The sequence below is a fragment of the Pandoraea sp. PE-S2R-1 genome, assembly GCF_002179865.1.
In the GTDB taxonomy this organism is placed as follows: Bacteria; Pseudomonadota; Gammaproteobacteria; order Burkholderiales; family Burkholderiaceae; genus Pandoraea.
On sequence record NZ_NGUR01000017.1, the window covers coordinates 340,674 to 367,184 of the forward strand.

Genomic DNA, 26,511 nt, shown 5'->3' on the forward strand with positions numbered 1-26,511 from the left:
TCGCACGCCGCCCATAGAGATGCTCCCCCGACGCTGCCAATGAATCCGTCCCGCCCGTTTATTCTCCGACCGGTTGCCACATCGCTGCTGATGCTGGCGATTCTGCTCGCCGGTTTTGTCGCCTACCGGCTGTTGCCGATCTCGGCACTGCCGGAAGTCGACTACCCGACTATTCAGGTCGTCACGCTCTATCCGGGCGCGAGTCCGGATGTGATGACGTCCTCGGTCACGGCGCCGCTCGAGCGTCAGTTCGGCCAGATGCCGGGCCTCAACCAGATGTCGTCGACGAGTTCGGGCGGCGCCTCGGTGATCACCTTGCAGTTCTCGCTGGATCTCGGGCTCGACGTCGCTGAACAGGAGGTGCAGGCCGCCATCAACAGCGCCAGCAACCTGCTGCCGAGCGATCTGCCGATGCCGCCGATCTACAACAAGGTCAACCCGGCGGACACCCCGATCATCACGCTGGCGATCATGTCGAAGACCATGCCGCTGCCCAAGCTGGAGGATCTGGTCGACACGCGCGTGGCGCAGAAAATCTCGCAGTTGCCGGGCATCGGCCTCGTGAGCATTTCGGGCGGGCAGCGTCCGGCGGTGCGTATTCAGGTCAACCCGCGTGCCATTACGTCGTACGGCCTGAATATCGAAGACGTGCGCACGTCCATTGCGGCCGCCAACGTCAATCAGGCCAAGGGGAGTTTCGACGGCCCGCTGCGCGCCTCGACCATCGACGCCAACGACCAATTGGCGTCGGCGGACGAATATCGCAATCTCGTCATCGCTTACAAGAACGGCGCCCCGATTCGCCTGACCGACATCGCCGACGTGATCGACGGTGCCGAGAACACCAAGCTCGCGGCGTGGGCCGACACCACGCCTGCCATCGTCGTGAACGTGCAGCGCCAGCCGGGCGCCAACGTGATCGACACGGTCAACAAGGTCAAGGCACTGCTGCCGCAGTTGCAGGGCGCGCTGCCCGGCAGCGTCGACATGAAGCTGCTGACCGACCGCACGACGACGATTCGCGCGTCGGTCGCCGACGTGCAATTCGAACTGATACTCGCCGTCGCCCTGGTGGTGATGGTGATCTTCGTCTTCCTGCGCAACGTCTCGGCCACCATCATTCCGAGCGTGGCGGTGCCGCTCTCGCTGATCGGCACGTTCGGCGTGATGTATCTCGCGGGCTTCTCGATCAACAACCTCACGCTCATGGCGCTGACGATTGCCACGGGCTTCGTGGTCGACGATGCCATCGTGATGATCGAGAACATCACGCGCTATCTGGAGCAGGGCGAAAAGCCGCTTCAGGCGGCGCTCAAAGGGGCCGAGCAGATCGGCTTCACGATTATTTCGCTGACCTTCTCGCTGATCGCCGTGTTGATTCCGCTGCTGTTCATGGGCGACGTGGTGGGCCGGCTGTTCCGCGAGTTCGCCGTCACGCTGGCGGTCTCGATCCTGATCTCTGCAGTCGTCTCGCTCACGCTCACGCCGATGATGTGCGCGAAGCTGCTGCGCCATGTGCCGGACGAGAAGCAGGGCAAGTTCTACCGCAAGACCGGCGAGATGTTCGACCGCATCATCGCCAAGTACGGCGAATGGCTCACGTGGGTGCTCGACCGTCAGACCGCGACGCTGTTCGTCGCGCTTGGCACGCTCGTGCTCACGGTACTGCTCTATATGTGGGTGCCCAAGGGCTTCTTCCCGGTGCAGGACACGGGGGTGATTCAGGGGATTTCGGAAGCGCCGCAGTCGATTTCGTTCGCCGCCATGGGTGAGCGTCAACTGGCGCTCGTGAACGAAGTGCTCAAGGATCCGGCGGTCGAATCGGTGTCGTCGTTCATCGGTGTCGATGGGGTGAACGCCACGCTCAACAGCGGCCGCTTGCTCATCAACCTGAAAGACAAGGACGTGCGCGGGCTCGATGCCTCGGCCGTCATTCGCCGCTTGCAACCGCAACTGGAGCACGTGCCGGGCATCGCGCTGTATATGCAGCCGGTGCAGGATCTGACGATCGAAGACCGCATCAGCCGCACGCAATATCAGTTCACGTTGCAGGACCCGAGTCTGGACACATTGGGCATCTGGGTGCCCAAACTCGTCGAGAAGCTCAAACATGTGCCGTTGCTGGCCGACGTGACGAGCGACTTGCAGGTCAACGGCTTGCAAGCGTATGTGGAGATCGATCGCGATACGGCCAGCCGCCTCGGCGTGACCCCCGCAGCCGTCGACCAGACGCTGTACAGCGCGTTCGGCCAGCGGCTGATTTCGACGATCTACACGCAGGCGTCGCAGTATCGCGTGGTGCTTGAGGTGTCCTCCGACTTCCAGCGGGGCCCCGATGCGTTGAAGAGTATCTACGTGGCGTCGAACACCGGCGTGCAGGTGCCGATGTCGTCGTTCGCAACGATTACCGAGAAGCCCACGCCGCTCGCGATCAACCACCAGAGCCAGTTCCCGGCCGCCACGATCTCGTTCAACCTTGCGAAGGGCGCGTCGCTGGGGGATGCCGTCAAGGCGATTACCGAAGCCGAAGCGTCCATCGGCCTGCCGATCAGCACGCAGACCACCTTTCAAGGGGCAGCACAGGCATTTCAGGCGTCGCTCTCGAACACGCTGTGGCTGATTCTCGCCGCCGTGGTGACGATGTACATCGTGCTGGGCGTGCTGTATGAGAGCTACATCCACCCGATCACCATTCTGTCGACGCTGCCGTCGGCGGGCGTGGGCGCGTTGCTCGCGCTGATGGTCTCGGGCAACGACATCAGCATCATCGCGATCATCGGCATCATTTTGCTGATCGGTATCGTCAAGAAGAACGCCATCATGATGATCGACTTCGCGCTGGAGGCCGAGCGCGAGCACGGCATGGCGCCGCGCGAGGCGATCTATCAGGCGTGTCTGCTGCGCTTCCGCCCGATTCTGATGACGACGATGGCCGCGGTACTTGGCGCGCTGCCGCTGATGCTCGGTTCGGGCGTCGGCTCGGAGTTGCGTCAGCCGCTCGGTATCACGATGGTCGGAGGCCTGATGGTCAGTCAGGTGCTCACGCTCTTTACTACGCCGGTGATCTACCTGTGGTTCGATCGTCTGGCCATGCGTGCGCGCGCCTGGCGAGAGCGACGCTTCGGCCCGTCGGATGATGGTGACCACGGTGGCCATGGCGGCCATGCCGTCAGCGACACCCCGGACGGTCAGACGCGATGAACCTGTCGTCTGTCTTCATCCGGCGCTCGGTCGCCACTGTCCTGCTGACCATCGGCGTCACGCTCGCGGGCATCGTCGCCTTCGGCCTGCTGCCGGTGTCGCCGTTGCCGCAGGTCGATTTTCCGACCATCTCGGTGTCGGCCTCGCTGCCGGGCGCCAGCCCCGAAACGATGGCGGCCAGCGTGGCGACGCCCCTTGAGCGCTCGCTCGGCCGTATTGCCGGCGTCACGGAAATGACCTCGAACAGTTCGCTCGGGTCGGCGCGCATCACGCTGCAATTCGACCTGAGCCGCGACATCAACGGTGCGGCGCGCGACGTGCAGGCGGCGATCAACGCTGCGCGCAGTCTGCTGCCCACGGGTCTGCCGAGCAACCCGACGTATCGCAAGGTGAACCCGGCCAGCGCGCCGGTGATGATCATTGCGCTCACGTCCGAGAGCCTGACGCGCGGGCAGATGTACGACGCGGCGTCGACGATCCTCGCGCAAAAGATTTCGCAGTTGGAAGGTGTGGGCGACGTCACCGTGGGGGGCAGTTCATTGCCGGCAGTGCGCGTCGAACTCAACCCGACGGCGCTCAACAAGTATCAGATTCCTATCGAGTCGGTGCGCACGGCGATTCAGTCGGTGAACGCCAACCGGCCGAAGGGCGCGCTGGAAGATGGCGACCGCCGCTGGCAGATTCTGGCCAACGATCAGGCGAAGACGGCCAAGGAATACCTGCCCGTCATCGTCAGTTATCAGAACGGCCGGCCGGTGCGGCTGGCCGACATTGCCGACGTGGTCGACTCGGTGCAGGATCTGCGTAACGCGGGCTCGGCCAACGGCAAGCCGTCGGTCTTGCTCATCATCACGACGCAGCCGGGCGCCAACATCATCCAGACGGTCGACGGCATCAACGCGATTCTGCCGAACCTGCGTGCGTCGATTCCCGCCGCCATCAATCTCGACGTGGTGATGGACCGCACGCCGACCATTCGTGCGTCGTTGCGCGAAGTGGAGCGCACGTTGCTGATCTCCATCGCGCTCGTGATCGGGGTGGTGTTCGTCTTCCTGCGCAACTGGCGTGCGACGCTGATTCCGAGCGTGGCCGTGCCGGTCTCGCTGATCGGCACGTTCGGCGTGATGTATTTGTGCGGCTTCAGTCTCGACAACCTTTCGCTCATGGCGCTGACCGTGGCGACGGGCTTCGTGGTCGATGACGCCATCGTCGTGCTCGAGAACATCTCGCGGCACATCGAAGAAGGGCTGAGTCCGTTCGCGGCGGCGCTCAAGGGCACGCGCGAGGTGGGCTTCACGGTGCTGTCGATGAGTATCTCGCTGGTGGCCGTGTTCATTCCGCTGCTGCTCATGGGCGGGATTGTCGGGCGGCTGTTCCGCGAGTTTGCGGTCACGCTCTCGGCCGCCATCATGGTCTCGCTGGTGGTGTCGCTCACGACCACGCCGATGATGTGCGCGCGTTTGCTCAAGGGGCGTGCGGCGCCGGGCGTGCCGCAAGGCGCGGCACCGCTTGCGACCGAGCCGCCGCGCCGGCCGTCGATCTGGACGCGCATGGGCAACTGGACCGAGCGCATGTTCGACGGCATGTTGCGCGAGTACGAACGGTCGCTGACGTGGGCGTTGCGCCACGGGCCGCTGATGCTGGTGATTCTGTTCGCGACCATCGGTCTGAACGTGTGGCTCTACACGGTAGTGCCCAAGGGTTTCTTCCCGCAACAGGACACCGGCCGGATGATCGGCTTCATTCAGGCCGATCAGGCGATCTCGTTTCAGGCGATGGAAAAGAAGCTCGCCGACTTCATCAAGATCGTGCAGGCCGACCCGGCCGTGGCGACGGTGACCGGCTTTACCGGCGGCTCGAATCGCAACGGCGGCTCGATGTTCGTCACGTTGAAGCCGCTGTCAGATCGCAAGCTCTCAGCCGACCAGATCATTGCGCGTCTACGGATCAAGCTGGCCAAGGAGCCGGGTGCGCAGCTCTATCTGCAATCGGTGCAGGACATCCGGGTGGGCGGGCGCTCCAGCAACGCGCAGTATCAATACACGTTGCAGGCCGACGACTTGCAGCAGTTGCGCGAGTGGGAGCCGAAAGTGCGTAACGCGCTTTCGCGGCTGCCGATACTGGCCGACGTAAATACCGATCAGCAGGACAAGGGGCTGCAAACCACGCTCGACGTCGATCGCGATCAGGCGTCGCGGCTGGGCCTGTCGATGAGTCAGATCGACAACGTGCTGAACGACGCGTTCGGCCAGCGGCAGGTATCGACCATCTACAACCCGCTCAATCAGTACAAAGTGGTGATGGAAGTCGCCCCGCAGTGGTGGCAGAGCCCCGAGTCGCTGAAAGACATCTACGTGGTGACCTCGGCCGGTGCGCAAGTGCCGCTGTCGTCGTTTGCGAAGTATCGGCCGACAAATACGGCGCTGGGGGTGTCGCACCAAGGGCAGTTTGCGGCGAGCACGATCTCGTTCAACTTGCCGCCGGGTGTGTCGCTCTCGCAGGGGCAGGCGGCGGTCAACGATGCGGTCGCGCGTCTGGGCATGCCGACGTCCGTGCACGGCAGTTTTCAGGGCACGGCGCAGGCGTTTCAGTCGGCGCTCTCGTCGCAGCCGTTCCTGATTCTGACGGCGTTGCTCACCGTGTATATCGTGCTGGGCGTGCTTTATGAAAGCTACATTCACCCGCTCACCATTCTGTCGACGCTGCCCTCGGCGGGCGTAGGCGCATTGCTGGCGCTGCTGCTCTTCAACACGGAGTTCAGCATCATTGCGCTCATCGGCGTGATTCTGCTGATCGGTATCGTGAAGAAGAACGCGATCATGATGATCGACTTCGCGCTCGATGCCGAACGGCGCCAGAACATGGCGCCGCGCGATGCCATCTATCACGCGTGCGTGCTTCGGTTCCGCCCGATCATGATGACGACGATGGCGGCCATGCTCGGCGCCATTCCGCTCGCATTGGGGACTGGCGACGGCGCAGAACTGCGCCAGCCGCTGGGTATCTCGATCGTGGGCGGTCTGCTCGTGAGTCAGGTGCTCACGCTTTATACGACGCCGGTGGTGTACCTGTATCTCGACCGGGTGCGCTTGCGCTGGGCGCGCTGGCGTGCGCGCGGTCACGGCAACGTGGAGGTGGGCCATGGCTGATCGCCGCTTCAATCGACCACTGCTTTCGCTGCTTTCGCTGCGCCCGCTTTGCTGGCTGTCGATGCCGGCCATGCCGCGTGCTGCCTCCGCGATTTTTTCCGAATCTGACTCTCCTGTCTCGGCCGATGGGCCGACCCGTGCCATGCCTCGTACCCTGAATCGTCAAGACAACGCTGCCCGTCACCCCGCCGTGGGGCGAGCCGGCGCATCGTTGCGCACGCGCCGTACGGCAGCGTTTTTCGCCGCGAGTGCCGTGCTCTGGCTGGCGGGGTGCGCCGTCGGGCCCGACTACGTGCGCCCCGAGATGGACACTCCGGCGGCCTTCAAGGAAACCGGCGACTGGAAGCTGGCCGAACCGAACGACGCCGCCGCCAAGGGCGAGTGGTGGACGATCTATCAGGACACCACGCTGAACGACCTGATGGCGCAAGTCGACGTCAATAACCAGAACATCAAGGTCGCCGAGGCCAATTACCGCCAGGCACTGGCGGTGGCCTCGCAGGCCCGCTCGGCTTTCTTCCCGACGATCGGGGCCAATTCCAGCCTGACGCGCAGCAGCTCACGCGTGAGCAACACGGCCGTGAGCGGCTCGGGCGCCGGCGGCATTTCGAACAGCTACAGCCTGTCGGGGACGGCCAGCTGGGAGCCGGATATCTGGGGCAGCGTGCGCCGTTCGGTCGAATCGGGCGACGCGAGCGCGGCAGCGAGTGCCGCCGATCTGGCCAATGCGCGCCTGTCGGCGCAAGCGTTGCTGGCGCAGAACTACTTCGATCTGCGCGTGACCGACGCCCAGAAGGCGTTGCTCGACCGGACCGTCGCCGCGTACGAGCAGACGCTCAAGCTCACGCAGAACCAGTACGCGGTGGGCGTGGCGCAGCGCTCCGACGTGATTCAGGCGCAGACGCAATTGCAGTCGGCACAGGCGTCGGCGATCGATATTGAAGTGACCCGGGCACAGCTGGAGCACGCCATCGCGCTGTTGGTCGGCAAGGCACCGGCGGCGTTTTCGCTGGCCGTGGCGCCGATGCGCGCGGCATTGCCGAGTGTGCCGGGTGCGTTGCCGTCGCAACTGCTGGAGCGTCGCCCGGACATCGCTGCGGCCGAACGTGCCGTGGCGTCGGCCAATGCGAAGATCGGTGTGGCGAAGGCGGCGTTCTTCCCCGCGCTCTCGCTCTCGGCTTCCGGCGGTTTCCAGAGCAGCAGCTTTGCCAACTGGCTGACGCTGCCAAGCCGCTTCTGGTCGGTCGGACCGGCGTTGGCGGCAACGCTGTTCGATGGCGGTCTGCGCCGTGCGCAAACCGACGCGGCCATTGCCGCGTACGACGCGCAGGTGGCGACCTATCGTCAGACGGTGCTCACGGCGTTTCAGTCGGTCGAAGACAATCTGGCGGCGTTGAACTATCTGGGCCGCGAGGCGACCGTGCAGACGCAGGCCGTCCAGTCGTCGCGCGAGGCGGCACAACTCATCCTGAATCAGTACAAGGCGGGCACCGTCAGCTTTCAGAACGTGTTGACGGCCCAAGCCACTGCGTACAGCACGGAACGTACGTCGCTGACCATTCTCGGCCGCCAGTTCACGGCCAACGTGCTGTTGGTGACGGCGCTGGGCGGCGGCTGGCACGGTTTGCCACCGGAGGACGGCGGACCAGCCGCCACGGACTCGCCAGAGACGTCGGCTGCGCCGACAGCGCCGACAGCACCGGCAGCACCCGGTGTAGCTTCCGGCGCGTCAGCCGGCTGATTCGGATTCGGATGGATGTCATCTTTGAACGCCGCGCCTAGCGCGGCGTTTTTCATTCCAGCGCGCTGCCGTCGACTGTCATCTGCGGCACCGCTGATTGCGCCGTTTCCGAGCATTTGCGGGGGGCGATCACTAATTTGCGAGTTGGTGTTTGAGCTATTTCCGAACTTCGCTCTCGGAATCACGGAAGTCGCCGCTACGAATTGTCCGAACCGGTGTGACGCGAGTAGCACAAAGAGGACGGCGAGAGGCGTGAGTGATTTCACGTTCAAGCGAGCGCGTTCAAGCCTTTCGCATGCCGTTACCTCGCTATGAGGCAGTGGCCGGGCGTCTCGCGCGTTGACCACAGTGCGTAGCAAGGGTGCCCGAGTGAATTGTCTATGGGCGATCTCCCAGCGAGGAGGGCCGATTCGTTTTGCCAGAATGTTCCCACTTCGCTGCGATGGCAGGCACGAAGCGCCGTGCTGCCACGGCAGTTCTGCCAGATGACGAATAAAGGAGGGGGCAGCGATGACAATCAATGTCGTGGTCGCAGATGACCATCCGATCGTGCGTTACGGAATTCGCCGTTTGCTGGAAGAGCGGGAGATGATTCAACTGGTCGGGGAGGCGGCCAATTCGTCGGAGCTGGTCAGCCTGTTGGCCAAGTCGCCGTGCGACATTCTGGTGACCGATTTTTCGATGCCCGGCGGTCACTTCAAAGACGGGCTGTTTCTCATCGGCTATGTTCGCCGTTACTTCCCTAACATCAAGATCATCGTCGTCACGATGCTGGAGAATCTGGCGATCTTGCGCGGCATGCTCAAGCTCGGGGTGCACTCGATCCTCTCGAAACTCGACGAGCAGAGTTCCATTGCCGACATCGTTTGCGTGGTGGCCGACGGCAGCCGCTACATTCCCGCCGGGTTGGCCACGCGATTGCACGACTCGGTCGCCGACGATGCCGAAGCCGACGCCTCGAAACTCTCGGGGCGCGAGGTCGAGGTAGTGCGGCTCTTCGTTTCGGGGCTCACGATCAGCGAAATCGCGTTCAAGCTGAGCCGCAGCGTCAAGACCGTCAGTTCACAGAAGACCAACGCGATGCGCAAGCTCGGGCTGGATCGTGACGTCGATCTCTATCACTACGCCACGCGAACCGGCATTACCTGATGCCGGCTCACTCCTAAAACATCACGCGTCATGCTTCCCGTGCCCCCCACACACCACATTGACCCTTCACGCTCACGCGGGCAGGCGGATTCCTCGCATATCGCGCAGAATCAGCTCGCCCGCGCGGAGCATCTGCTTCAACTGATGCACCACCTGTTTGAGTTCCTGCACATTAGCGTCGGGCGCATCGGGCTGCTGCTCCTGCGCGACGACGAGCGCGTCGAGACGCCGGGTGTAGTCACGCATGGCCTCGCTGGCGGCCTGTGCGTCGGTCGGCACTGACGCGGCCGGGGCCGCCACCGCTTGCGACAGCAAGTCGCTGATGGCCGACACCACCTGCCCCAGTTCGCCGCTCTTGTCGGCGGCAATCTGACGCGGCAGCACATCCGACATGCCGGTGATGTACGACGCCATCACATGGTTCTGCACCAGCAGGTCGTTAAGCTCGCCCACCGACACCTGCTTCGACTTGGGCTCGAGCATCATCCGCTTGAAAGCCGCGCCAAAATTCCCGAAGGCAATGTGCATGTCCTTGCGCGCCATGCGATAGGCGAGATCGTCGCGCTTGCCCTCGCGGCCGGCGCACGACTCGAGATACGCACGGGTCGATTGCACGGCCTGCCGGATCAGCGGCCCCATCAGACGATATTCCCAGTAGGGGAACAAGTAGGAGCACACCAGCGCGACGCCCGAACCGATCAACGTGTCGATGGCGCGCTCGCCCACCACCGATAACGAGCCCGGCAGCAGAAAGTGGAACAGCAGCAGCACGTACGACGACATGAACACCACGGACAAGCCGTAGTTGAAGAGCGAGAGACTGTTGCCCATCACCATGCAGAAGAACATCAGTGCGAACAGCACCCAGGGTTTGTGCACGAACGACAGGATGATCAGCACGCTCACGCAGCCCACGAGCGTGCCGGTCAGACGCTGGGCATTTTTCTGCTTCGTGAGGCTGAAGCCGGGCTTCAAGATCACGATGATCGTGAGCAGTACCCAGTAACTGTGCGCCTGTCCCGCGAGCAACGACCAGTTCTCGCAGATGATGAGCCCGGCCGTGATCGCGATCGTCACCCGCAGCGCATGACGAAAACTCGGCGACGAGAACGTGAGGTTCTTGCGCAGCAGCTTGGGCGAGAAGCTCTGCCGCGAGGTGAATCGCAACAGCGCCTGATCGATCTGCATCTCCGTGGCGGAGGCGGCCGTGGCGATATTGGTGTTGCGATGCATGCGCTCGAGCACACGCGTGGCGCTCCACACCCGGCGGAAGGTGCTGGTCACGGCCTGATAGGCCTCGGGTGCGCGCTGCGGCAACTGCTGTTTGCGCATCAGTTCGATTTCGTACTCGATGGCACGAAACTCCGCGCGCCAGCTGCGCTGCGCGCGTGATGGCTCGTTGGTCGCAATGGCGTAGCCGATGGCATCGACCTCGACGGCGATCTTGCGAATCATGTCCCGGAAGAACACGAGCACGTCTTCATTGGCGAACTCGCGGCGCAGCATCGGATAGTCGGTGTGCACCGACACCACGACCTCATGCAGGTCGACGATGTTGATGAACAGATTGAACAGCATCGTGCGGCGCGGTTCCAGCTTGCCGATGCGCAGCCGGGGCAGGTTGCGCAGAATGATTTCGCGCGCAGCCTGCTGCTTTTCGACCACGTTGACCTGTGCGGCAATCAACTTGCGGTAGCAATCGTCGATATCGGTCGATGAGTCGTAAAACGCCGCTTTGGCTTCGAGATACTGCGCCGTGACGAAAAAACACTCGGCAAGTGTTTGCTGCTCGATGCGAAACCACCAGACACGGCACACCACCAGACTGAAATAGGTGTACCAGAGCCCGCCGATCAACACGGCCCCGGCGTCGAGCACGGCCTGATGCCGGGTGAGATCGGCCTCGACGTTGAGCACCATCATCATCAGGCAGGCAAAGCTCACCAGCGAGGCGCGAAACCCGTAGACCACGAGCATCGACAGGCCGAACGTGAGAATCAGCGTGGTGAGCCAGAGCTGCCACGGCTGGGCTGCCGTGGCCATGCCGGTAATCAGTACCGTCAGCGCGCCGAGCAGCGTGCAACTGAGCAGTTCGGTGTGCTTGTGACGCAGCGGCCCGTTGATGTCGACGACGCTGGCGCACAAGGCCCCGGAAGCGACTTCGATGCCGAGCAGGTGCTGATCGAGCCCCCAGAACAACACGAGCGCGGGCAAGACGACACCCACTGCCTGCCGGGTGCCGGTGAAAAAGTAGTGGCTATATAAGAACTTCTTGATATCGGTCTGGTAGTCCATGCGTCGGGTGCGAGGGTTCCGCTGCAAAGCCGGCCGTGCGCGGGTAGCGCGCGGCGCAGACAGGAGTCTAGCCCAACGCCCGCGCAGCGCGAAGAGGGGATACTGCCGGTTACACGACCCGCCCGGCTGTGCTGTGACCCCGACAAGTCCGGCTTTTCGGATGGATCCGATGGGCCTTGGCGCGGCCCTTTTGTTATGCTTGCGAACAGTCGCTCAGCCGTGGGTTTTCTTGGTCGCTTTGGCCTTTGATCCTTGATCCTTGGTCATTGCGTCATCACCCCCGGCCCTTAGCCTTCCGTCCCATCAGGTCGCCACGCCCGCATGCTCCACTTATTCTTCTCGAACCGGTTCACCACGCTCGAAGCCGCCTTGCTGCGCGATCTCGCCCAGGCGCCGGGTGACCCGATGCATTCGGAAACCATCGTCGTGCCAAGTGTAGCGGTGCGTCGCCGGCTCGAGCTGGACTACGCCGACGTGTTCGGCGTGTGCGCCAACGTTCGGCTGGCCTATCTGGCGCAATGGCTGTGGGACATGGCGGGCAAGCTGCTGACGGTGCCCGAGAGTTCGCCTTTCGCACCCGACCGGCTCGTCTGGCCGCTTTACCAGTGCCTCGCCCAGCCGTGGGTGAAGGCGTCGCCCCGGCTGGCAGGCTATTTGTCCGAGGCGGACGACGTCATGCGCTTTGAACTGGCCGACCGGCTGGCGCACATTTACGACCAATACCTGACCTACCGGCCGAACTGGCTCGAACGCTGGCAGACGGGCGATACGATTCCGACCCACGGGGCCACCGGCTGGGGCGACGTCCAGCGTGACGACGAAGCGTGGCAGAGCGAGTTGTGGCGGCACACGTTGCAGCATCTCGACATTCGCGAGCGGCACCCGACACTGCGCGCCATTGATCAGATCGAGCAACTGACGCCGGAAACGCTGCCTTCAGGCTGGCCCGCGCGGGTCTCGGTGTTCGCGCTCTCGTCGATGCCGCCCCTCTCGATGGTGATGCTCAAGGCAATGTCGCGCCTGATCGACGTGCATTTGTACGTGCTCAACCCGTGCGAGAGCTACTGGTTCGATATCGTGCCGCCGTCCCGGCTCTCGTATATCAAGCGCCGCGACGGGACGGCGCACCGTGAGGTCGGGCATCCGTTGCTGGCTGAATGGGGCCGCCAGACGCAGTCGCACATCGACGCGCTCTACGCCGATCTTGCCCAGCAGGCGGTGGAAGACCGGGCGCTGTTTCAGCCGAATACCGCGCCGACGCTGCTCGCCGCGCTGCAAAACGGTATTCTCACGCTGGACGATGGCCGCTACGGCGTGCCCGACGGCGTGGGTGCCGACGGCTCGGTGGAAGTGCATGTCTGTCATAGCCTCGCGCGTCAGATCGAAGTCCTTCACGACCGGTTGCTGGCCTGCTTTGACGAGATTCCGGATCTTCGGCCCGACGATGTGCTGATCACGGTGCCGGACCTCGGCAAAGCGGCACCGCTGATTGATGCGGTGTTCGGCACGGCGACGCCTCGTATTCCGTATCTGGTGACCGGGCTGCCGCCCACGCGCACCAACCCGGTAGCCCGGGCGTTCGCGTCGATTCTGGCGTTGCCGCAACTGCGCGTTGCGGCGTCCGATCTCGTGGAACTGGCGCGCACGGAGGCGGTGGCACAGCGCTACGACCTCGGCGGCAACGTACTCGATTCGATCCAGAACTGGCTGCATGCGGCGGGCGCGCGCCGTGGCTGGCGCGGCGACGCGTTGCTGCGCCTCGATGCGCAGGGCGCGCAGGCAAAGGCCGCGGACGCCGCAAACGGCACACCCGCACTGGAGCGCCACACGCTGGGCGACGCGATGATGCGGCTGTTCCTCGGTTATGCCTTGCCGGACGATGCGTTGCCGGTCGACGATTGGCTGCCTATCGGCGGCATCGAAGGCGGGCGCGCAGAGTTGCTGGGGGAACTGGCGCGTCTGATCGACGATCTGGATGCCACCGCAGTCGCCCTGCAAACCGAGCGCACCGGGCTGGCATGGCGGGATCAGCTATTGGCCATGCTGGAGCAGTTCTTCTCGGACGATGCGCGTTTTGCCGACGATGTGGCGGAAGTGCGCATGGCGATCGAGCAGATCGGTTCGGCAATTGCCGACGGCGCCCCGGCAGTGCGTGTGCCGGTGGAAGTCGTTGCGCGCGTGTTGGCCGATGCACTGGACGACCCGACGCGGGGCGGGGTGCCGTCGGGGCGCGTCACGTTCGCGGCGATCCCCAGCTTGCGCTCGCTGCCGTACCGGGTGGTGTGCATGCTCGGCATGGACGACGGCGTGCTGCCCGGGCGCGTGCGTGCCGACGAATTCGATCTGATGCGCGTGTTGCCGCAGCGCGGTGACCGGCAGCGTCGCGACGATGAACGCAATCTCTTTCTCGATCTGCTGCTGTGCGCGCAGGATCGATTCCTGATGACCTACACGGGACGCAGCGTGCGCGATAACGCCCCGTTGCCGCCGTCGACCGCCGTGGACGAACTGCTTGATTTTACGGGGCAACTGCTGGCCCCGGCGTCGCAAGGTTTCCACGTCGATGACCAGCGCGAGGCACGGGAGAGACTCGTCGTGCTGCATCCGCTGCAACCGTTCTCGCCCGCGTATTTCGACGGGCAGCATGCGTCGCTCTACAGCTACGATGTGTCCAACGGTGAAGCTGCGCGGCAGTTGGCGACACAAATGGCGGCGCCGGTACCGGAGACGGAGGCAACGCCGTTCGTAACCGAGGCACTGCCTGCGGTCGCGCAGACGCACCTGACGCTCGACGACTTGCTGCGGTTCTGGCGACATCCCGGCCGGGCGTGGTCACGTGACCGGTTGGGGCTGTCGCTGGGCGATGTGCTCACCGAAGTCGAAGATGACGAGCCGTTCGTGCTCGACTGGGCGGGCCGTGACGCGCTGGCTGCGCGACTCCTGCCGCGGTTGTTGCGCGAGGACGGTGGCGATGCCCGGACACGGACCGACGCCATCGAGCGCATTGCGCTGGTCAGCCACGAATTACCCGGCGGCGCGACAGGTGCCGTGTGGCGCCGGCGCGAACTGGGCGGGCTTCGGGCGTTGGCCTCACAAGTGCGTGAAGCGCAGGCAGAAGGCACACAAGAGATCCTGACGATGCTGCCGCTCGCCCCGGCATTGCCTGCCACGTGGCAGCAGGCGACGCAGGCCGAATGGCACGGCGACGCCACGCTGTCGGCAGCGTGTCTGTTGCAGGGGCGGCTCGCGCCAGTGTCGCGCTATGGCCTCGTGATGTACCGCTACGGCAGCATGCGCCCGAGCGACCTGCTGGCCGCGTGGTTGTCTCACCTCGCGCTGTGCGCTCACTTGCAGCAACCGGCGCATGCGGGGCTGGACATCGCAGCGCGCACGCTTTGGTACGGCGAGGACGAGACGTTCGCGCTGCGCCCGGTGGCGGATGCTGCCACGTTGCTCGGCGAGTTGGTGGCGCTATACCGGCTGGGGCAGACGCGGCCACTGCCTTTCTTCGCGCGCAGTGCATGGAAGCTCGCGAGCACCGGCAAGCGCAGCGACGCCGAAAGCCAATGGGAGGGCTCGGCGTTTGCCCGTGGCGATGCCGACGATCCGTACACCCGGCTGGTGTGGCGAGGGGTAGACGACCCGCTGGCCGCGCCTTTTGACTTGCTTGCCAATACCGTTTTCGGCCCGTTGGTCGCCCATCTCGAACTCGTGGAGGGCGCATGACGCAGCTTATCGACCTCGACGTATTCAATTGCGATCTCGATGGCGTTTGCCTGATCGAAGCGTCGGCCGGCACTGGCAAGACGTGGAATATCTGCGCACTGTATGTGCGTCTCCTGCTCGAAAAGAACCTGAGCGTCGAGCAAATCCTCGTGGTGACGTTCACCAACGCGGCAACGGCCGAACTGCGCGAGCGCATTCGTGGTCGGCTGTCGGACTTGGTCGCGGCTATCGCCCCTATGTTCGGCGAGGACGAAGCAGGCGAGGGCGAGGCCGGCGATGACGATTTCCCGGACTTCGATCCTGACGCGAGTAGCGACCCACTCTTTACCGTGATGATCGCCGGATTGATTGAGCGCGGCGAAATGACGGTGAAGCAGATTCGCGAGTGCCTGCAAGCGGCACTGCGCGGCTTCGATCAGGCGTCGATCCATACGATTCACGGTTTCTGCCAGCGCGCGCTGGCCGAAGTGCCGTTCGCGGCAGGTTTGCCGTTTGCCTACGAACTGGTACCGGACGATAACGGCGTGCGCCACGATCTGGCGGTCGAGTTCTGGCGTCGCGTGGTGGAGCCGCTGGCAGCGCAAGACGAAGGGTTTGCCGCGTGGCTGGTGGATCGCAAACGCTCGCCGGGTACGTTGACTGATCAGTTGGCGCGGCGGTTGAAAAAGCCGATGTCGACGCTGCGCTGGCCCGCCGCCGTGCGCGCCGAGGCCTCGACTGCCGCCGATGCGGCCTTGCTCGAAACGTATGCCATCGCCCGCGAGTGCTGGGAGGCCGAGGCGCAGGGCATTGCCGAGTTGATGGGCAAGGTGCTGCCATCGCTCAAGAAGAACATTTATCACGAGGCGTCGCTGGCGCAGGCGGTCTCCGCGTGGCAGCGGTACCTGAACGCCGGTGACGTCGGCGCGCTGCTCAACACCAAGGCGGAACTGCTCACGACGACGCGCTTGGCCAAGGACATCAAGAAAGGGGAGACGCCTCCCGACCATCGCTTCTTCGGACTGGCCGACGTGCTGGTGAAGGCGCGCGCCGACGCCGACGAGCGCTACGCCATTGCGTGGCTTCGTATCCTGCGCGCATGGCTGAACGAGGCCCCCGATCAACTGGCACAGCGCAAGCGCGAACTCCGCGTCGTGTCGTTCGATGACTTGCTGGGCAACATCTCGCGTGCGCTGACGCAGCACCCCGATCTGGCCGACGCCCTGCGCACGCGCTACCCGTGCGCGCTGATCGATGAGTTTCAGGATACCGACCCGCTGCAATTCGCCATCTTCAATGCGGTGTACCGCGCGGGTTCGGCGCTGACGAATGTGAACGCCGCCGATGCTCGGGGCGACGGCGATGGCCGCGCGGGTGGTGACGTCAGTAACGAAGGCGACGGCACTGGACGCGCGAAGAGCGGCCCGATGTTCATGGTGGGCGATCCGAAGCAGGCTATCTACAGCTTCCGTGCGGCAGATCTGCATACGTATCTGGCCGCTCGTGAGAATGCCGATGCGGCATACACGCTCGCCGTCAATCAACGCTCGACGCCTGCAATCATTCAAGCGGGGAATCGCCTGTTCGGGGCCAATGAGCGCGCGTTCGTACTCGACGGTCTGGAGTATCCACCCGTGCGCCCGGGGCAGCGTGTGCGCCCGCCGTTGGCCGACGGGCGCACCGTTGCAGACTTCACGGTGTGGTGGTTGCCGGAAGGGGCGAGCAGCGAGCAAGGCAAAGGCGACGGGCCGTTCTCCAAGGATGAAGCCCAGCAAGCCTGCGCACGTGCCACTGCGGCGGAAGTCGCGCGTTTGCTCTCTGGCGCGTCGCGCGGGGATGTTTTGATCGGTGAGCGCGCGCTGGCACCGGGGGATATTGCCGTCATCGTGCAAACTCACCGGCAGGGCGCGCTGATGAAGGCAATGCTCGCCGAACATGCGGTGGGCAGCGTTGAACTCACGCAAGACTCGGTGTTTGCCAGCGACGAAGCGCAAACGCTGTTGCGTGTATTGCGTGCGGTCGAATCACCCGGCGATGTGCGTGCGTTACGTGCCGCGCTCGCGACGGAATTGTTCGGACTAGACGCCTCGGCGTTGTTCCGGATGCAGACGAGCGAAGCGTCCGATGCCGAGGCGATTGCCTGGATCGAACGGCTGCAACGTTATCGGCAGTTGTGGATCGAGCGAGGCTTCTCCGCCATGTGGCGCACGCTCATGCGCGAGTTGGGGCTGGCGGCGCGTCTGGTCGCGCAGGCAGGCGGCGAGCGGCGGCTTACCAACTTCATGCATCTGGCCGAGTTGGCACAAGCCCGCTGGGCTGAGCAACCGGGCATGCCGGCACTGCTGCGCTGGCTGGCGTCGCAACGTAATGCCAGCGGCGGGGAAGACGCGCAGTTGCGTCTCGAGTCCGATCAGAATCTTGTACAGATCGTGACCGTCCACAAGTCGAAGGGGTTGGAGTACGGCGTCGTGTTCTGCCCGTTCCTGTGGGATGGCGCCGTGCGTGACAGCGGCAGTCTCGATGGTCTGGAGTATCACGACGGGCCAAACGCGGTCATCGACTTTACCGAGGCGGGCGCCAAGGGTTCACCGGCGCACGGCGCGCTACGCCGCGAGCAGTCCGCCGAACAGGCGCGGTTGCTGTACGTCGCGCTGACCCGCGCGGTCTACCGTTGCTATCTTGCTGCGGGGATCTACACGTCGCGACGCAGCGTGAAAGAGGCCTGCGGCGGCATGCTCAACTGGCTGGCCGCCGGGCAGGGGACTGCCTTCGACGACTGGATTTCGCCAAGCGTCGATGCTGACGCTCGCGTCGACGCGATTCGTGCCGCATGGAAGGCACTCGCCGGAGGCCCCGTCGACGTGATTCCCTTGCCGGTGGGCGATGCCTTGGGGAAGGGGGAGCGTATCGGACACGATGCGCCGCCCGAACTCTCCACTCGCACGAGCACGCGCGCGTTGCGTGAAGTGTGGCGCATCGGCAGCTTTTCCGGTCTGCTGGCCGGCATGCATGCCGGGCCGCAGTTGGGTGGCGGGCAATTGAGTGCGCCTGAGCGCACGCGTCCGGACTACGACGCGCAAGCCAATGCGGGGCCGACGTTCGCCTTGCCGCCGGAAGGTGATGACACGTGGCCGCCCCCCGACGACATTCTGCGATTTCCGCGCGGTCCGGCAGCGGGCGAGAGCTTGCACCGTGTGTTCGAACTGGCCGATTTCACCGCGCGTGGCCAATGGCCGCAGGCGGTCACGCGTGCCTTGCGCGAGCGTCCGCCGGGACGCGGGGCGGAACAGAACGACTTGTGGCGCGCGATGATGATGAGCATGTTGGGCGATACGCTGAATACCCCACTGCGACCCGGTTTGCATCTCTCTGATGTGGCCATGAGCGAGCGGCTCACGGAAATGGAGTTCACGTACCCGGCCGATGCGGTCTCGCTTGATGCGTTGCGCGGGCTGCTGCGGCAGTTCGGTTATCCGGATCTGCCACTCGACGCCACGGTGCTGCGCGGCTATCTCAAAGGCTTCATCGATCTGGTGTTCCGCCACGGCAAGCAGTGGTGGATTCTCGACTGGAAGTCCAACTATCTGGGCACGGCCCCCGAGAACTACGGGCCGGAGGGTCTGCGCGAGGCGATGGCCGAACACGGTTATCACCTGCAATACCTGCTCTACACACTGGCGCTGCATCGCTATTTGCGACGCCGCCTGACTGACTACGATTACGACCGCGATATGGCGGGCAGCCTTTATCTCTTCGTGCGTGGTGTGCGTCCCGACTGGGCTGAGGCCAATCGACTGGAAGACCACGTGCCGGGTGTCTATTTCGACAAGCCGTCGCGGGAGATGGTCGATGCACTCGATCGGCTGTTTGCCGCTGGCGAGAACGTGGCGCTAGCCGAGGCATTGGCGCTCGACGGCCGCGACAGCCCCGATGCTGCGGACGATGCCGAAGGAGTCCGCGCATGAGCGAACTCCTCAACCTGAACGACCCGGCCGGGTCCGCGCAAGCCGATACTGGCGTGGTGAGACTCGCGCAGGGTTTCGCACGTCGCATGACGATGCTCGCACGCGGGCGCGGTGCGAACGAGTCGACGTGCCGCTACGTCTGGCGCGCGGCGCTGGCCGTGAGTCTCGCGACTGCCGAAGGGCATGTCTGCGTGCCGCTCGACAACTTTCTCGATGCGCAGGCCAGCGGCGAGTTGTTCCCTGACGATTCGCCGTCGCTCTCCGTGTGGCGCGATGCACTTTTTGCCAGCGGCCTATGCGCGCCGGCCAACCTTGCCGCCGTGCTGACCAGCGATGCGCAGTCCGACGCATGGCCGTTGTTGCTCGATGAACAAGACCGCCTCTATCTGGCGCGTTACTACGTGTATGAAGCGCGCCTCGCGGCGGCGCTCGGCCGCAAGCTGGCCACGTCGGAGACGACAGCAGTAACGGCGCAGGATCGCGAACGGTTGCGCAAGTATTTCGGTGAGGGCGTGCTTGCGTCGTCCACCGCTTCCGATGGCCAGCCCGAACCGAACTGGCAGATGGCGGCAGCTGCATTGGCGCTGCAACGCTCGCTCGTGGTGCTCAGTGGCGGACCGGGCACCGGCAAGACGACCACCGTCGTGGGGCTGCTCGCGTGCCTGCTCGAACGCGACGCCAACCTTCGCGTGGCACTGGCGGCTCCCACGGGCAAAGCGGCGCAACGGATGCAGGAAGCGCTCACCGCCCGTCAGGATTTGCCTGAAGCCGTCCGGCAAGCCCTGCCCGAGGCGGCGCTGACGCTCCACCGTCTGCTGGGGGTGCTGCCCGAATCGGCGGAGCAGGTCGGTCGACGCTTCCGCCATCACGCGGGCAATCCGCTGCCTTACGACCTGATCGTCGTTGACGAAGCCTCGATGATCGATTTGTCGATGGCGACGCAGTTGCTTGAAGCGGTGCCCGAGGGCGCGCGATTGATTCTGCTGGGCGACAAGGACCAATTGGCCGCCGTGGAAGCCGGTGCGGTGTTCGGCGAGCTGAGTGCCAAACGCGCGTTTTCCGTCGATATGCGTGCGCAACTGTTACAGGCGCTGGGCTGGCCGCAGGGAACGCCGCCGGTGCACGGCCCCCTTTCGCCAAGTGCCCCGGCCGGTGTGGCGCGTGGATTGGAAGATGCCGTGGTCTGGCTGGAACGGACTTACCGTTTCGGCGAGCACTCGGCCATTGGTCGGCTGGCGACGGCGATCAAGACCGGGCGCGTGGCGGACGCGCGCAAGGAGTTCACGACGGAAAGCGCAGAACGCGTACTGGCATCGGCGCATGGGCGTGCGTCGATGGCGCCGCAGCCCTCCGCAGTCTCCGTGCAAGCAACCTCGCATGCCGCATCCGCATCCGCAACTTCATCGGTTTCCGCGTCGGCCGCCGACCGCGTCAGTCTCAGCGAAGACGGTGGCGTGCAACTCTCTTCGGCTAATCTCAATGCGCTGGCGGATGGCTATGGCGCTTACCTCGACGCGTTGACCGATGCCGTGACCCTTATCGGCCAACTCGGTGACCCGGGTGCCGCGACGGCAGGTGACATCTCGATGGTGGCGCAGCCGGTGTTCGCGGCTTTCGGTCAGTTTCGGGTGTTGTGTGCGACGCGTGGCGGACGCCGTGGCGTGGAATTCCTTGGCGCGCAACTCACCGCACTGCTGGCGCGTCGCGCGGGCGTCGCACTGAATGCTGGCGGCGGCGCTTGGTTTGCAGGGCGCCCGGTGCTCGTGACGCAGAACGAGTACGCGCTGAATCTGTTCAATGGCGATATCGGTATTGCGTTGCCGCTTGGGCCGGGCGGCGCGTTGCGGGTAGCGTTTGCCACGCCGGATGGCGGATACCGGTTGTATTCGCCGGCGAGCTTGCCGGCACACGAGACGGCGTTCGCGATGACGATCCACAAGTCGCAGGGGTCGGAGTTCGAGCGCGTCGCCATCGTGCTGCCCGAGCAGTCGAGCCGCGTGTTGTCGCGCGAGTTGATCTACACGGGCGTGACCCGCGCTCGCCGTCAGGCGTGGCTCTATGCACCGTGGCAGGTCATTGCCTCGGCGATTCTGCGTCCAACGCAGCGAGACGGTGGATTGACCGATCGGCTGGCGCAGGTGCTGGAGGCAATGCCTTCGTGAACTGCACCGCCCGCGCGATCGGCAACGACAGTCGCCGCGAAACTGTCGATTCCTGACGATGTCCGCAGCCGTCAGGACGTTGGCGTCTGTGTCTGAGACTGGGCCAGCTTCTGCGCCGCGATGGCGGCTTCGGCAACTGCGCCCATCCGCGTGACAAGCAATTGGTCGATCTTGTAGTTGTCGATGTCGACCACTTCGAACTTGTAGCCCATGGCTTCGGTCGCTTCCGACTTCTTCGGAATGCGCTTGAGCTGATAGATCATGAAGCCGGCGATGGTCTCGTACTCGCCCTCGCCGGGCAGCTCGTCGATGTCGAGCGCCTTCTTCACGTCTTCGACGGAAGTGACGCCATCGACCAGCCATGAATGCTCGTCGCGCTGCACGATCTGGTCTTCATCTGCCGGGTGGACCACGTCGCCCATGAGTGCGCCCACGATGTCGTTGAGCGTGACCACGCCTACCACCATGCCGTACTCGTTGATGATGACGGCGAAGCTCTCGCGGGTTTCCTTGAAGCGGGCCAGCGCTTCCGAGAGATTGAGCGTGTCGGGAATGACGAGCAGCTTCTTCGCGTAGAGACGGTCAAGGTTACGAATCACGCTCGACAGGTCTTCGCTCGCAATGCGCTGGAGCAAGTCTTTCGAGTCGACGTAGCCGAGCACGTTGTCGATTTCGCCACGGCACACCAGATACTTCGAATGCGGGCTTTCGATGATCTTGTGACGGATGCTGCGCTCTTCCTCGGCGATGGTGAAGTACACCACGTCGTCGCGAAACGTCATGACCGAGCCGACCGTGCGCGACTCCAGTTCGAACACGTTTTCGATCAGATGCAGTTCCTGCTTGCGCAGCACACCTGCCTCGGCACCCGCGCCCACCATGGCGGCGATGTCTTCGGAGGTGATGTTTTCGATGGCATGCGTGGGCAATTTGAAGATGCGCAAAAACATGTTCGCGATGCCGTTGAAGATGAACACCAACGGACGCAGCACCTTCAGGCAGAGCAGCATCGGGTCGATGATCGACATCGCCACGCGTTCCGGGTTGACCATGGCGAGCCGCTTCGGAATCAGATCGGCAAACTGAATGAAGGCGATGGTGATGAACAGGAACGAGCCGATACCGGCCAGTCGCAGCGCCATGGCCTGATCGGTGAACGACGACAGCCAGTCGAACAGATAGCCGGTGAGAAAGCTCTCGCCGAGCACACCGCCGAGCACCGCGACCGCGTTCACGCCGATCTGCACGACGGTGAAGAAGTTACCGGGCTGCTCCTTGAGCGCGAGCACTTTGATGGCCTGCTGGTCGCCCTTTTCCATGAGCACCTGAAGCTTGGTGCGTTTGGCGGCGGTCAGTGAAATCTCGGCGGCGGAAAAGAATGCGCTCGCCAGAACCAGCAGCAAGATACTGAAAAGAAAGCCGTAACCACTCATATTGTTGTCACCTGTAAGTACAAAGTCAGGCGCACAGCAGCGACGGGAGCAAGGCGGTGACGCCCCAAGACAGGGCGAAACCGGTTGCGCGGAGACATTTCGAAACAAGGCCGGGTGGCCATCATTTTGAGATGCCTTCGGGCTGGGGTGCGGAAAGCGCGTCCCCGGAGCGTTCGCGTGTGGGGCGAATCCACGGGGGCGCAGCAGCCGCGTCGGCTGTGCCGCTGACCGATAGCATGCCATAAGTCCATGTCGCCCCGACAGCGGCACCCCGGCAACGTTCGCGTTGCGCGACGGACGTTCACTGTCTCCTACTGGGCGGTGGCTTGCGCGAGCGGGGAGTGCGCGTGCGCAGAACCGACAGTGACACCCATGCCCGTCGGGCATCGTGAACGCCGTTCCGACACCTTGTCGGGGCCGTGGTCGATGGCCACGCTCACCGCACTGACGGAGGACTTCACGATGAATGGCTTGCAACCGCTTTTTGCCGGGCTGCATGGACTGGCCACACATTCACTGTCACAAGCACTGCTCGCGAACAGTCTGGTTCGAAACACGCGGCCCGCGCTCGATCGAGACTTTCCGCTGCAAGGTGTCGAAAGCGCCAGGGATGGGCACCCGGCACAGCAGATCCGCGCCAGCGCGCTACCGGCATCGCTGGTAGCGCTGGCAAACGCCATGCGGGCGGATCTTCGCGATGTGGCGACCGCAACCGGTTCCCCGTCGAAACCGAACAGCGACCGACCCGATTCGGCAGTGTTGTCCGCGTTTGCCGATCGTCCAGCCGGTTCGGGCGAAGCCTTCGCGGCATTGCCGAAGACGAATGGCACCCAGCGCGCGGCGCCCGTCCTGTGCCCCTCGGCGCTGCAAACGTTGTATGTCTGTGCGGGACCGGCTGGATTCGACGCCAACCCGAGTGCCGCCGGTCTGAGGAATCATCCGGTGATCATGCCGGAGGCGCGCAGCGAACGCGCGCAAGTGTGCAGCGAGGTCGTGGGCAGCGCGCTGTTGGGTACGGACGGACGCAACAGTACGTCGGCTTACGAGGTGCTCCGTTCAGATGTCGCGAAATCAGTGGGCGATACAGCGCGCCGCTGGACCGGCAAGCCCGATCTGGTCGGCAAGAAAGAGTGGGCGCAGGTTTGCCGCGTACGAGATCCCGTGAGCACGTTCATCCAACAGATCAACCAGCACCTGCATGAAGGCCGCCGCTTGCTGCCGGCGCCGGACGCGACCGGTTGGATGCTGCGTGTCGCGCTTTCCACGGGCTCGCCGATGCAGCAGGCGATGGCTCGCAACGACCTTCCCGCAACGGTTGCCGTGTGTTCCAACGACTGGGCCAAACTGGCGTTGGGTATCGAACAGATCGGCGACGGTCACTGGGGCATGCGGCACGCGGACGTCATGCAGTCGGCACGGTTACCCGTGACCGATACACAGTCCTTCACCGCACTGGCGACTTCGATGCACACGTCGTTGCGTCCGCACGAAGCCTGCCGGCGCCTGCGCAATGAAATGACGGCCCAGAATGTGCCCACGATCAAAGCGTTCGGTGGGAATGATGCCGAGGAGAACTACGACTATTCCGATGTTTGATGCACCACTAACGCATAACGTATAACGCATAAAAAACGCGTCCGGGATCACTCCCGGACGCGTTTTCTCATTGGCACATCATCTGCCGGTCAGCTACCAATCAGCGGCAAAACAACCGCTAATCAACAGCGCTGCCAGACCGTACCATTCAACGCACCGATCAAAGCATCAATCAGGTGCGTTGATAAATCTCGGCACCCTTCTTCACGAACTCGACCGCTTTGACTTCCATGCCTTGCTTGAGCGCGGCTTCTTCCGTGAGGCCTTGCTTGGCAGCGTAGTCGCGCACGTCCTGCGTGATCTTCATCGAGCAGAAGTGCGGGCCGCACATCGAGCAGAAGTGCGCCACCTTGGCCGAATCCTTCGGCAGCGTCTCGTCGTGGAATTCGCGCGCCTTGTCCGGATCGAGACCGAGGTTGAACTGGTCTTCCCAGCGGAACTCGAAGCGAGCCTTCGACAGCGCGTTATCGCGAATCTGCGAGCCCGGGTGACCCTTGGCCAGATCGGCCGCGTGTGCTGCGAGCTTGTACGTGATGATGCCTTCCTTCACGTCGTCCTTGTTCGGCAGACCCAGGTGTTCCTTCGGCGTGACGTAGCAGAGCATGGCCGTGCCGTACCAGCCGATGGTCGCGGCACCGATGCCCGACGTGATGTGGTCGTAGCCGGGGGCGATGTCCGTCGTCAGCGGTCCGAGCGTGTAGAACGGGGCTTCGTCGCAGTACTCGAGCTGGAGATCCATGTTCTCCTTGATGAGCTGCATCGGCACGTGGCCCGGGCCTTCGATCATCACCTGCACGTCATGCTTCCACGCGATTTGCGTGAGTTCGCCGAGCGTCTTCAGTTCCGAGAGCTGGGCTTCGTCGTTGGCGTCGTAAATCGAGCCCGGACGCAGGCCATCGCCCAGCGAGAAGGCCACGTCGTAGGCCTTCATGATTTCGCAAATCTCTTCGAAGTGCGTGTACAGGAAGCTTTCCTTGTGGTGTGCGAGACACCACTTGGCCATGATCGAACCGCCACGGCTCACGATACCCGTCATGCGGTTGGCGGTCATCGGCACGTACGCGAGACGCACACCGGCGTGGATCGTGAAGTAGTCGACGCCTTGCTCGGCTTGTTCGATGAGCGTGTCGCGGAACATTTCCCACGTCAGGTCTTCGGCCTTGCCGTTGACCTTTTCGAGCGCCTGATAGATCGGCACCGTGCCGATCGGCACCGGGCTGTTGCGCAGAATCCACTCGCGCGTTTCGTGGATGTGCTTGCCGGTCGACAGATCCATGACCGTGTCGCCGCCCCAGCGGATGGCCCACGTCATCTTGTCGACTTCTTCGCCGATCGACGACGTCACGGCGGAATTGCCGATGTTCGCGTTGATCTTCACGAGGAAGTTGCGGCCGATGATCATCGGCTCCGATTCCGGGTGATTGATGTTGTTCGGGATGATGGCGCGGCCGCGGGCGATTTCGCTACGCACGAATTCCGGCGTGATTTCGGCAGGCAGGCTGGCACCGAAGTGCTGACCCGGGTGCTGGCGCGAGAGCAGCTTGGCAAGGCGCTCGCCCTGCGGGCCGGCGTTGCGCACGCTCTCGATGTATTCCTGACGGCGCAGATTTTCGCGAATGGCAATGTATTCCATCTCGGGCGTGATGATGCCCTGACGCGCGTAGTGCATCTGCGTCACGTTCTTGCCGGCCTTGGCGCGGCGCGGCGTGCGGTGCAGGCCCGGGAAACGCAGGTCGGTCGTCGCCGAGTCGTCGGCACGCTCGCGGCCATAAGCCGATGAAAGACCCGGCAGCGCTTCAGTGTCGCCACGTTCTTCGATCCATGCGGCGCGCACGGCGGGCAGGCCCGAGCGGATGTCGATCTTGGCGTCCGGATCGGTGTACGGACCCGACGTGTCGTAGACGAAAATCGGCGGGTTCTTTTCGCCGCCGAAGCTCGTGGGCGTGTCCGATTGCGAGATTTCACGCATCGGAACACGGAGGTCCGGGCGCGAACCGTTCACATAGATCTTGCGGGAATTGGGCAGCGGTGCGATCGCGGCTTCGTCCACGCGCGCGTTGGCTGAGAGGAACTTCGGATTGGCGTTCATGCAATGTCTCCTGGCGGGGCACGTGT

General features: G+C 63.9%; 11 protein-coding genes. 8 read left to right on the forward strand and 3 right to left on the reverse strand.

Annotation, left to right across the window (positions count from 1 at the left end; genetic code table 11):
• Positions 1-39: 39 nt before the first annotated feature.
• The 4 genes from CDV44_RS25560 (at position 40) to CDV44_RS25575 (ending at position 9,240) form a co-directional block, all read left to right on the forward strand.
• A complete protein-coding gene (locus CDV44_RS25560) occupies positions 40-3,201 on the forward strand; it encodes an MdtB/MuxB family multidrug efflux RND transporter permease subunit (RefSeq protein WP_087691423.1) in 3,162 nt (1,053 codons plus the stop codon).
• Positions 3,198-6,350: a multidrug efflux RND transporter permease subunit gene (locus tag CDV44_RS25565; protein WP_087691424.1), complete on the forward strand. Its 3,153-nt coding sequence runs from the start codon at positions 3,198-3,200 to the stop codon at positions 6,348-6,350. Before CDV44_RS25560 ends, CDV44_RS25565 begins: the two co-directional genes overlap by 4 nt.
• 142 nt (positions 6,351-6,492) lie before the next feature.
• Positions 6,493-8,091: an efflux transporter outer membrane subunit gene (locus tag CDV44_RS25570; protein ID WP_087691543.1), complete on the forward strand. Its 1,599-nt coding sequence runs from the start codon at positions 6,493-6,495 to the stop codon at positions 8,089-8,091.
• A 510-nt stretch (positions 8,092-8,601) separates the two neighbouring features.
• The gene (locus tag CDV44_RS25575) at positions 8,602-9,240 is read left to right on the forward strand and encodes a response regulator (protein WP_087691425.1); all 639 of its coding nucleotides are present in this window, start codon (positions 8,602-8,604) and stop codon (positions 9,238-9,240) included.
• Between the two features lie 72 nt (positions 9,241-9,312).
• On the opposite strand, the gene CDV44_RS25580 is transcribed toward CDV44_RS25575, so the two are convergent.
• Entirely contained in the window at positions 9,313-11,535 is a 2,223-nt protein-coding gene (locus CDV44_RS25580; protein ID WP_087691426.1) for an FUSC family protein, read from the reverse strand.
• Between the two features lie 321 nt (positions 11,536-11,856).
• Here CDV44_RS25580 and recC point away from each other — a divergent pair, with 321 nt between their 5' ends.
• The 3 genes from recC to recD are packed head-to-tail and all read left to right on the forward strand — an operon-like array spanning position 11,857 to position 21,367.
• Complete coding sequence (gene recC, locus CDV44_RS25585) at positions 11,857-15,261, forward strand: exodeoxyribonuclease V subunit gamma (protein ID WP_087691427.1); 3,405 nt, start codon at positions 11,857-11,859, stop codon at positions 15,259-15,261.
• Positions 15,258-19,205 carry an exodeoxyribonuclease V subunit beta gene (gene recB / locus CDV44_RS25590; RefSeq protein ID WP_087691428.1) on the forward strand — a complete coding sequence of 1,316 codons (3,948 nt, stop codon included), beginning with the start codon at positions 15,258-15,260 and terminating at the stop codon, positions 19,203-19,205. The genes recC and recB overlap by 4 nt, the downstream gene beginning before the upstream one ends.
• Positions 19,202-21,367 (forward strand): exodeoxyribonuclease V subunit alpha, encoded by a 2,166-nt coding sequence (gene recD, locus CDV44_RS25595; RefSeq protein ID WP_087691429.1) that lies wholly within the window; start codon positions 19,202-19,204, stop codon positions 21,365-21,367. Before recB ends, recD begins: the two co-directional genes overlap by 4 nt.
• Positions 21,368-21,438: 71 nt before the next feature.
• On the opposite strand, the gene CDV44_RS25600 is transcribed toward recD, so the two are convergent.
• Positions 21,439-22,800 carry a hemolysin family protein gene (locus CDV44_RS25600; RefSeq protein WP_058375750.1) on the reverse strand — a complete coding sequence of 454 codons (1,362 nt, stop codon included), beginning with the start codon at positions 22,798-22,800 and terminating at the stop codon, positions 21,439-21,441.
• 363 nt (positions 22,801-23,163) lie between these two features.
• Here CDV44_RS25600 and CDV44_RS25605 point away from each other — a divergent pair, with 363 nt between their 5' ends.
• Positions 23,164-24,396, forward strand: a complete 1,233-nt coding sequence (locus CDV44_RS25605) for a hypothetical protein (RefSeq protein ID WP_141118809.1) — start codon at positions 23,164-23,166, stop codon at positions 24,394-24,396.
• 172 nt (positions 24,397-24,568) lie between these two features.
• On the opposite strand, the gene thiC is transcribed toward CDV44_RS25605, so the two are convergent.
• Positions 24,569-26,485, reverse strand: coding sequence for a phosphomethylpyrimidine synthase ThiC (thiC, locus tag CDV44_RS25610; protein WP_058375748.1), 1,917 nt, complete (start codon positions 26,483-26,485; stop codon positions 24,569-24,571).
• Between the last annotated feature and the right edge of the window lie 26 nt (positions 26,486-26,511).

Coding starts and splice junctions, on each gene's coding strand:
- CDV44_RS25575 (WP_087691425.1), top strand. CDS start 8,602: ATGACAATCAATGTCGTGGTCGCAGATGACCATCCGATCGTGCGTTAC.
- CDV44_RS25580 (WP_087691426.1), bottom strand. CDS start 11,535: ATGGACTACCAGACCGATATCAAGAAGTTCTTATATAGCCACTACTTT.
- recB (WP_087691428.1), top strand. CDS start 15,258: ATGACGCAGCTTATCGACCTCGACGTATTCAATTGCGATCTCGATGGC.
- CDV44_RS25570 (WP_087691543.1), top strand. CDS start 6,493: ATGCCTCGTACCCTGAATCGTCAAGACAACGCTGCCCGTCACCCCGCC.
- recD (WP_087691429.1), top strand. CDS start 19,202: ATGAGCGAACTCCTCAACCTGAACGACCCGGCCGGGTCCGCGCAAGCC.
- CDV44_RS25600 (WP_058375750.1), bottom strand. CDS start 22,800: ATGAGTGGTTACGGCTTTCTTTTCAGTATCTTGCTGCTGGTTCTGGCG.
- recC (WP_087691427.1), top strand. CDS start 11,857: ATGCTCCACTTATTCTTCTCGAACCGGTTCACCACGCTCGAAGCCGCC.
- thiC (WP_058375748.1), bottom strand. CDS start 26,485: ATGAACGCCAATCCGAAGTTCCTCTCAGCCAACGCGCGCGTGGACGAA.
- CDV44_RS25560 (WP_087691423.1), top strand. CDS start 40: ATGAATCCGTCCCGCCCGTTTATTCTCCGACCGGTTGCCACATCGCTG.
- CDV44_RS25565 (WP_087691424.1), top strand. CDS start 3,198: ATGAACCTGTCGTCTGTCTTCATCCGGCGCTCGGTCGCCACTGTCCTG.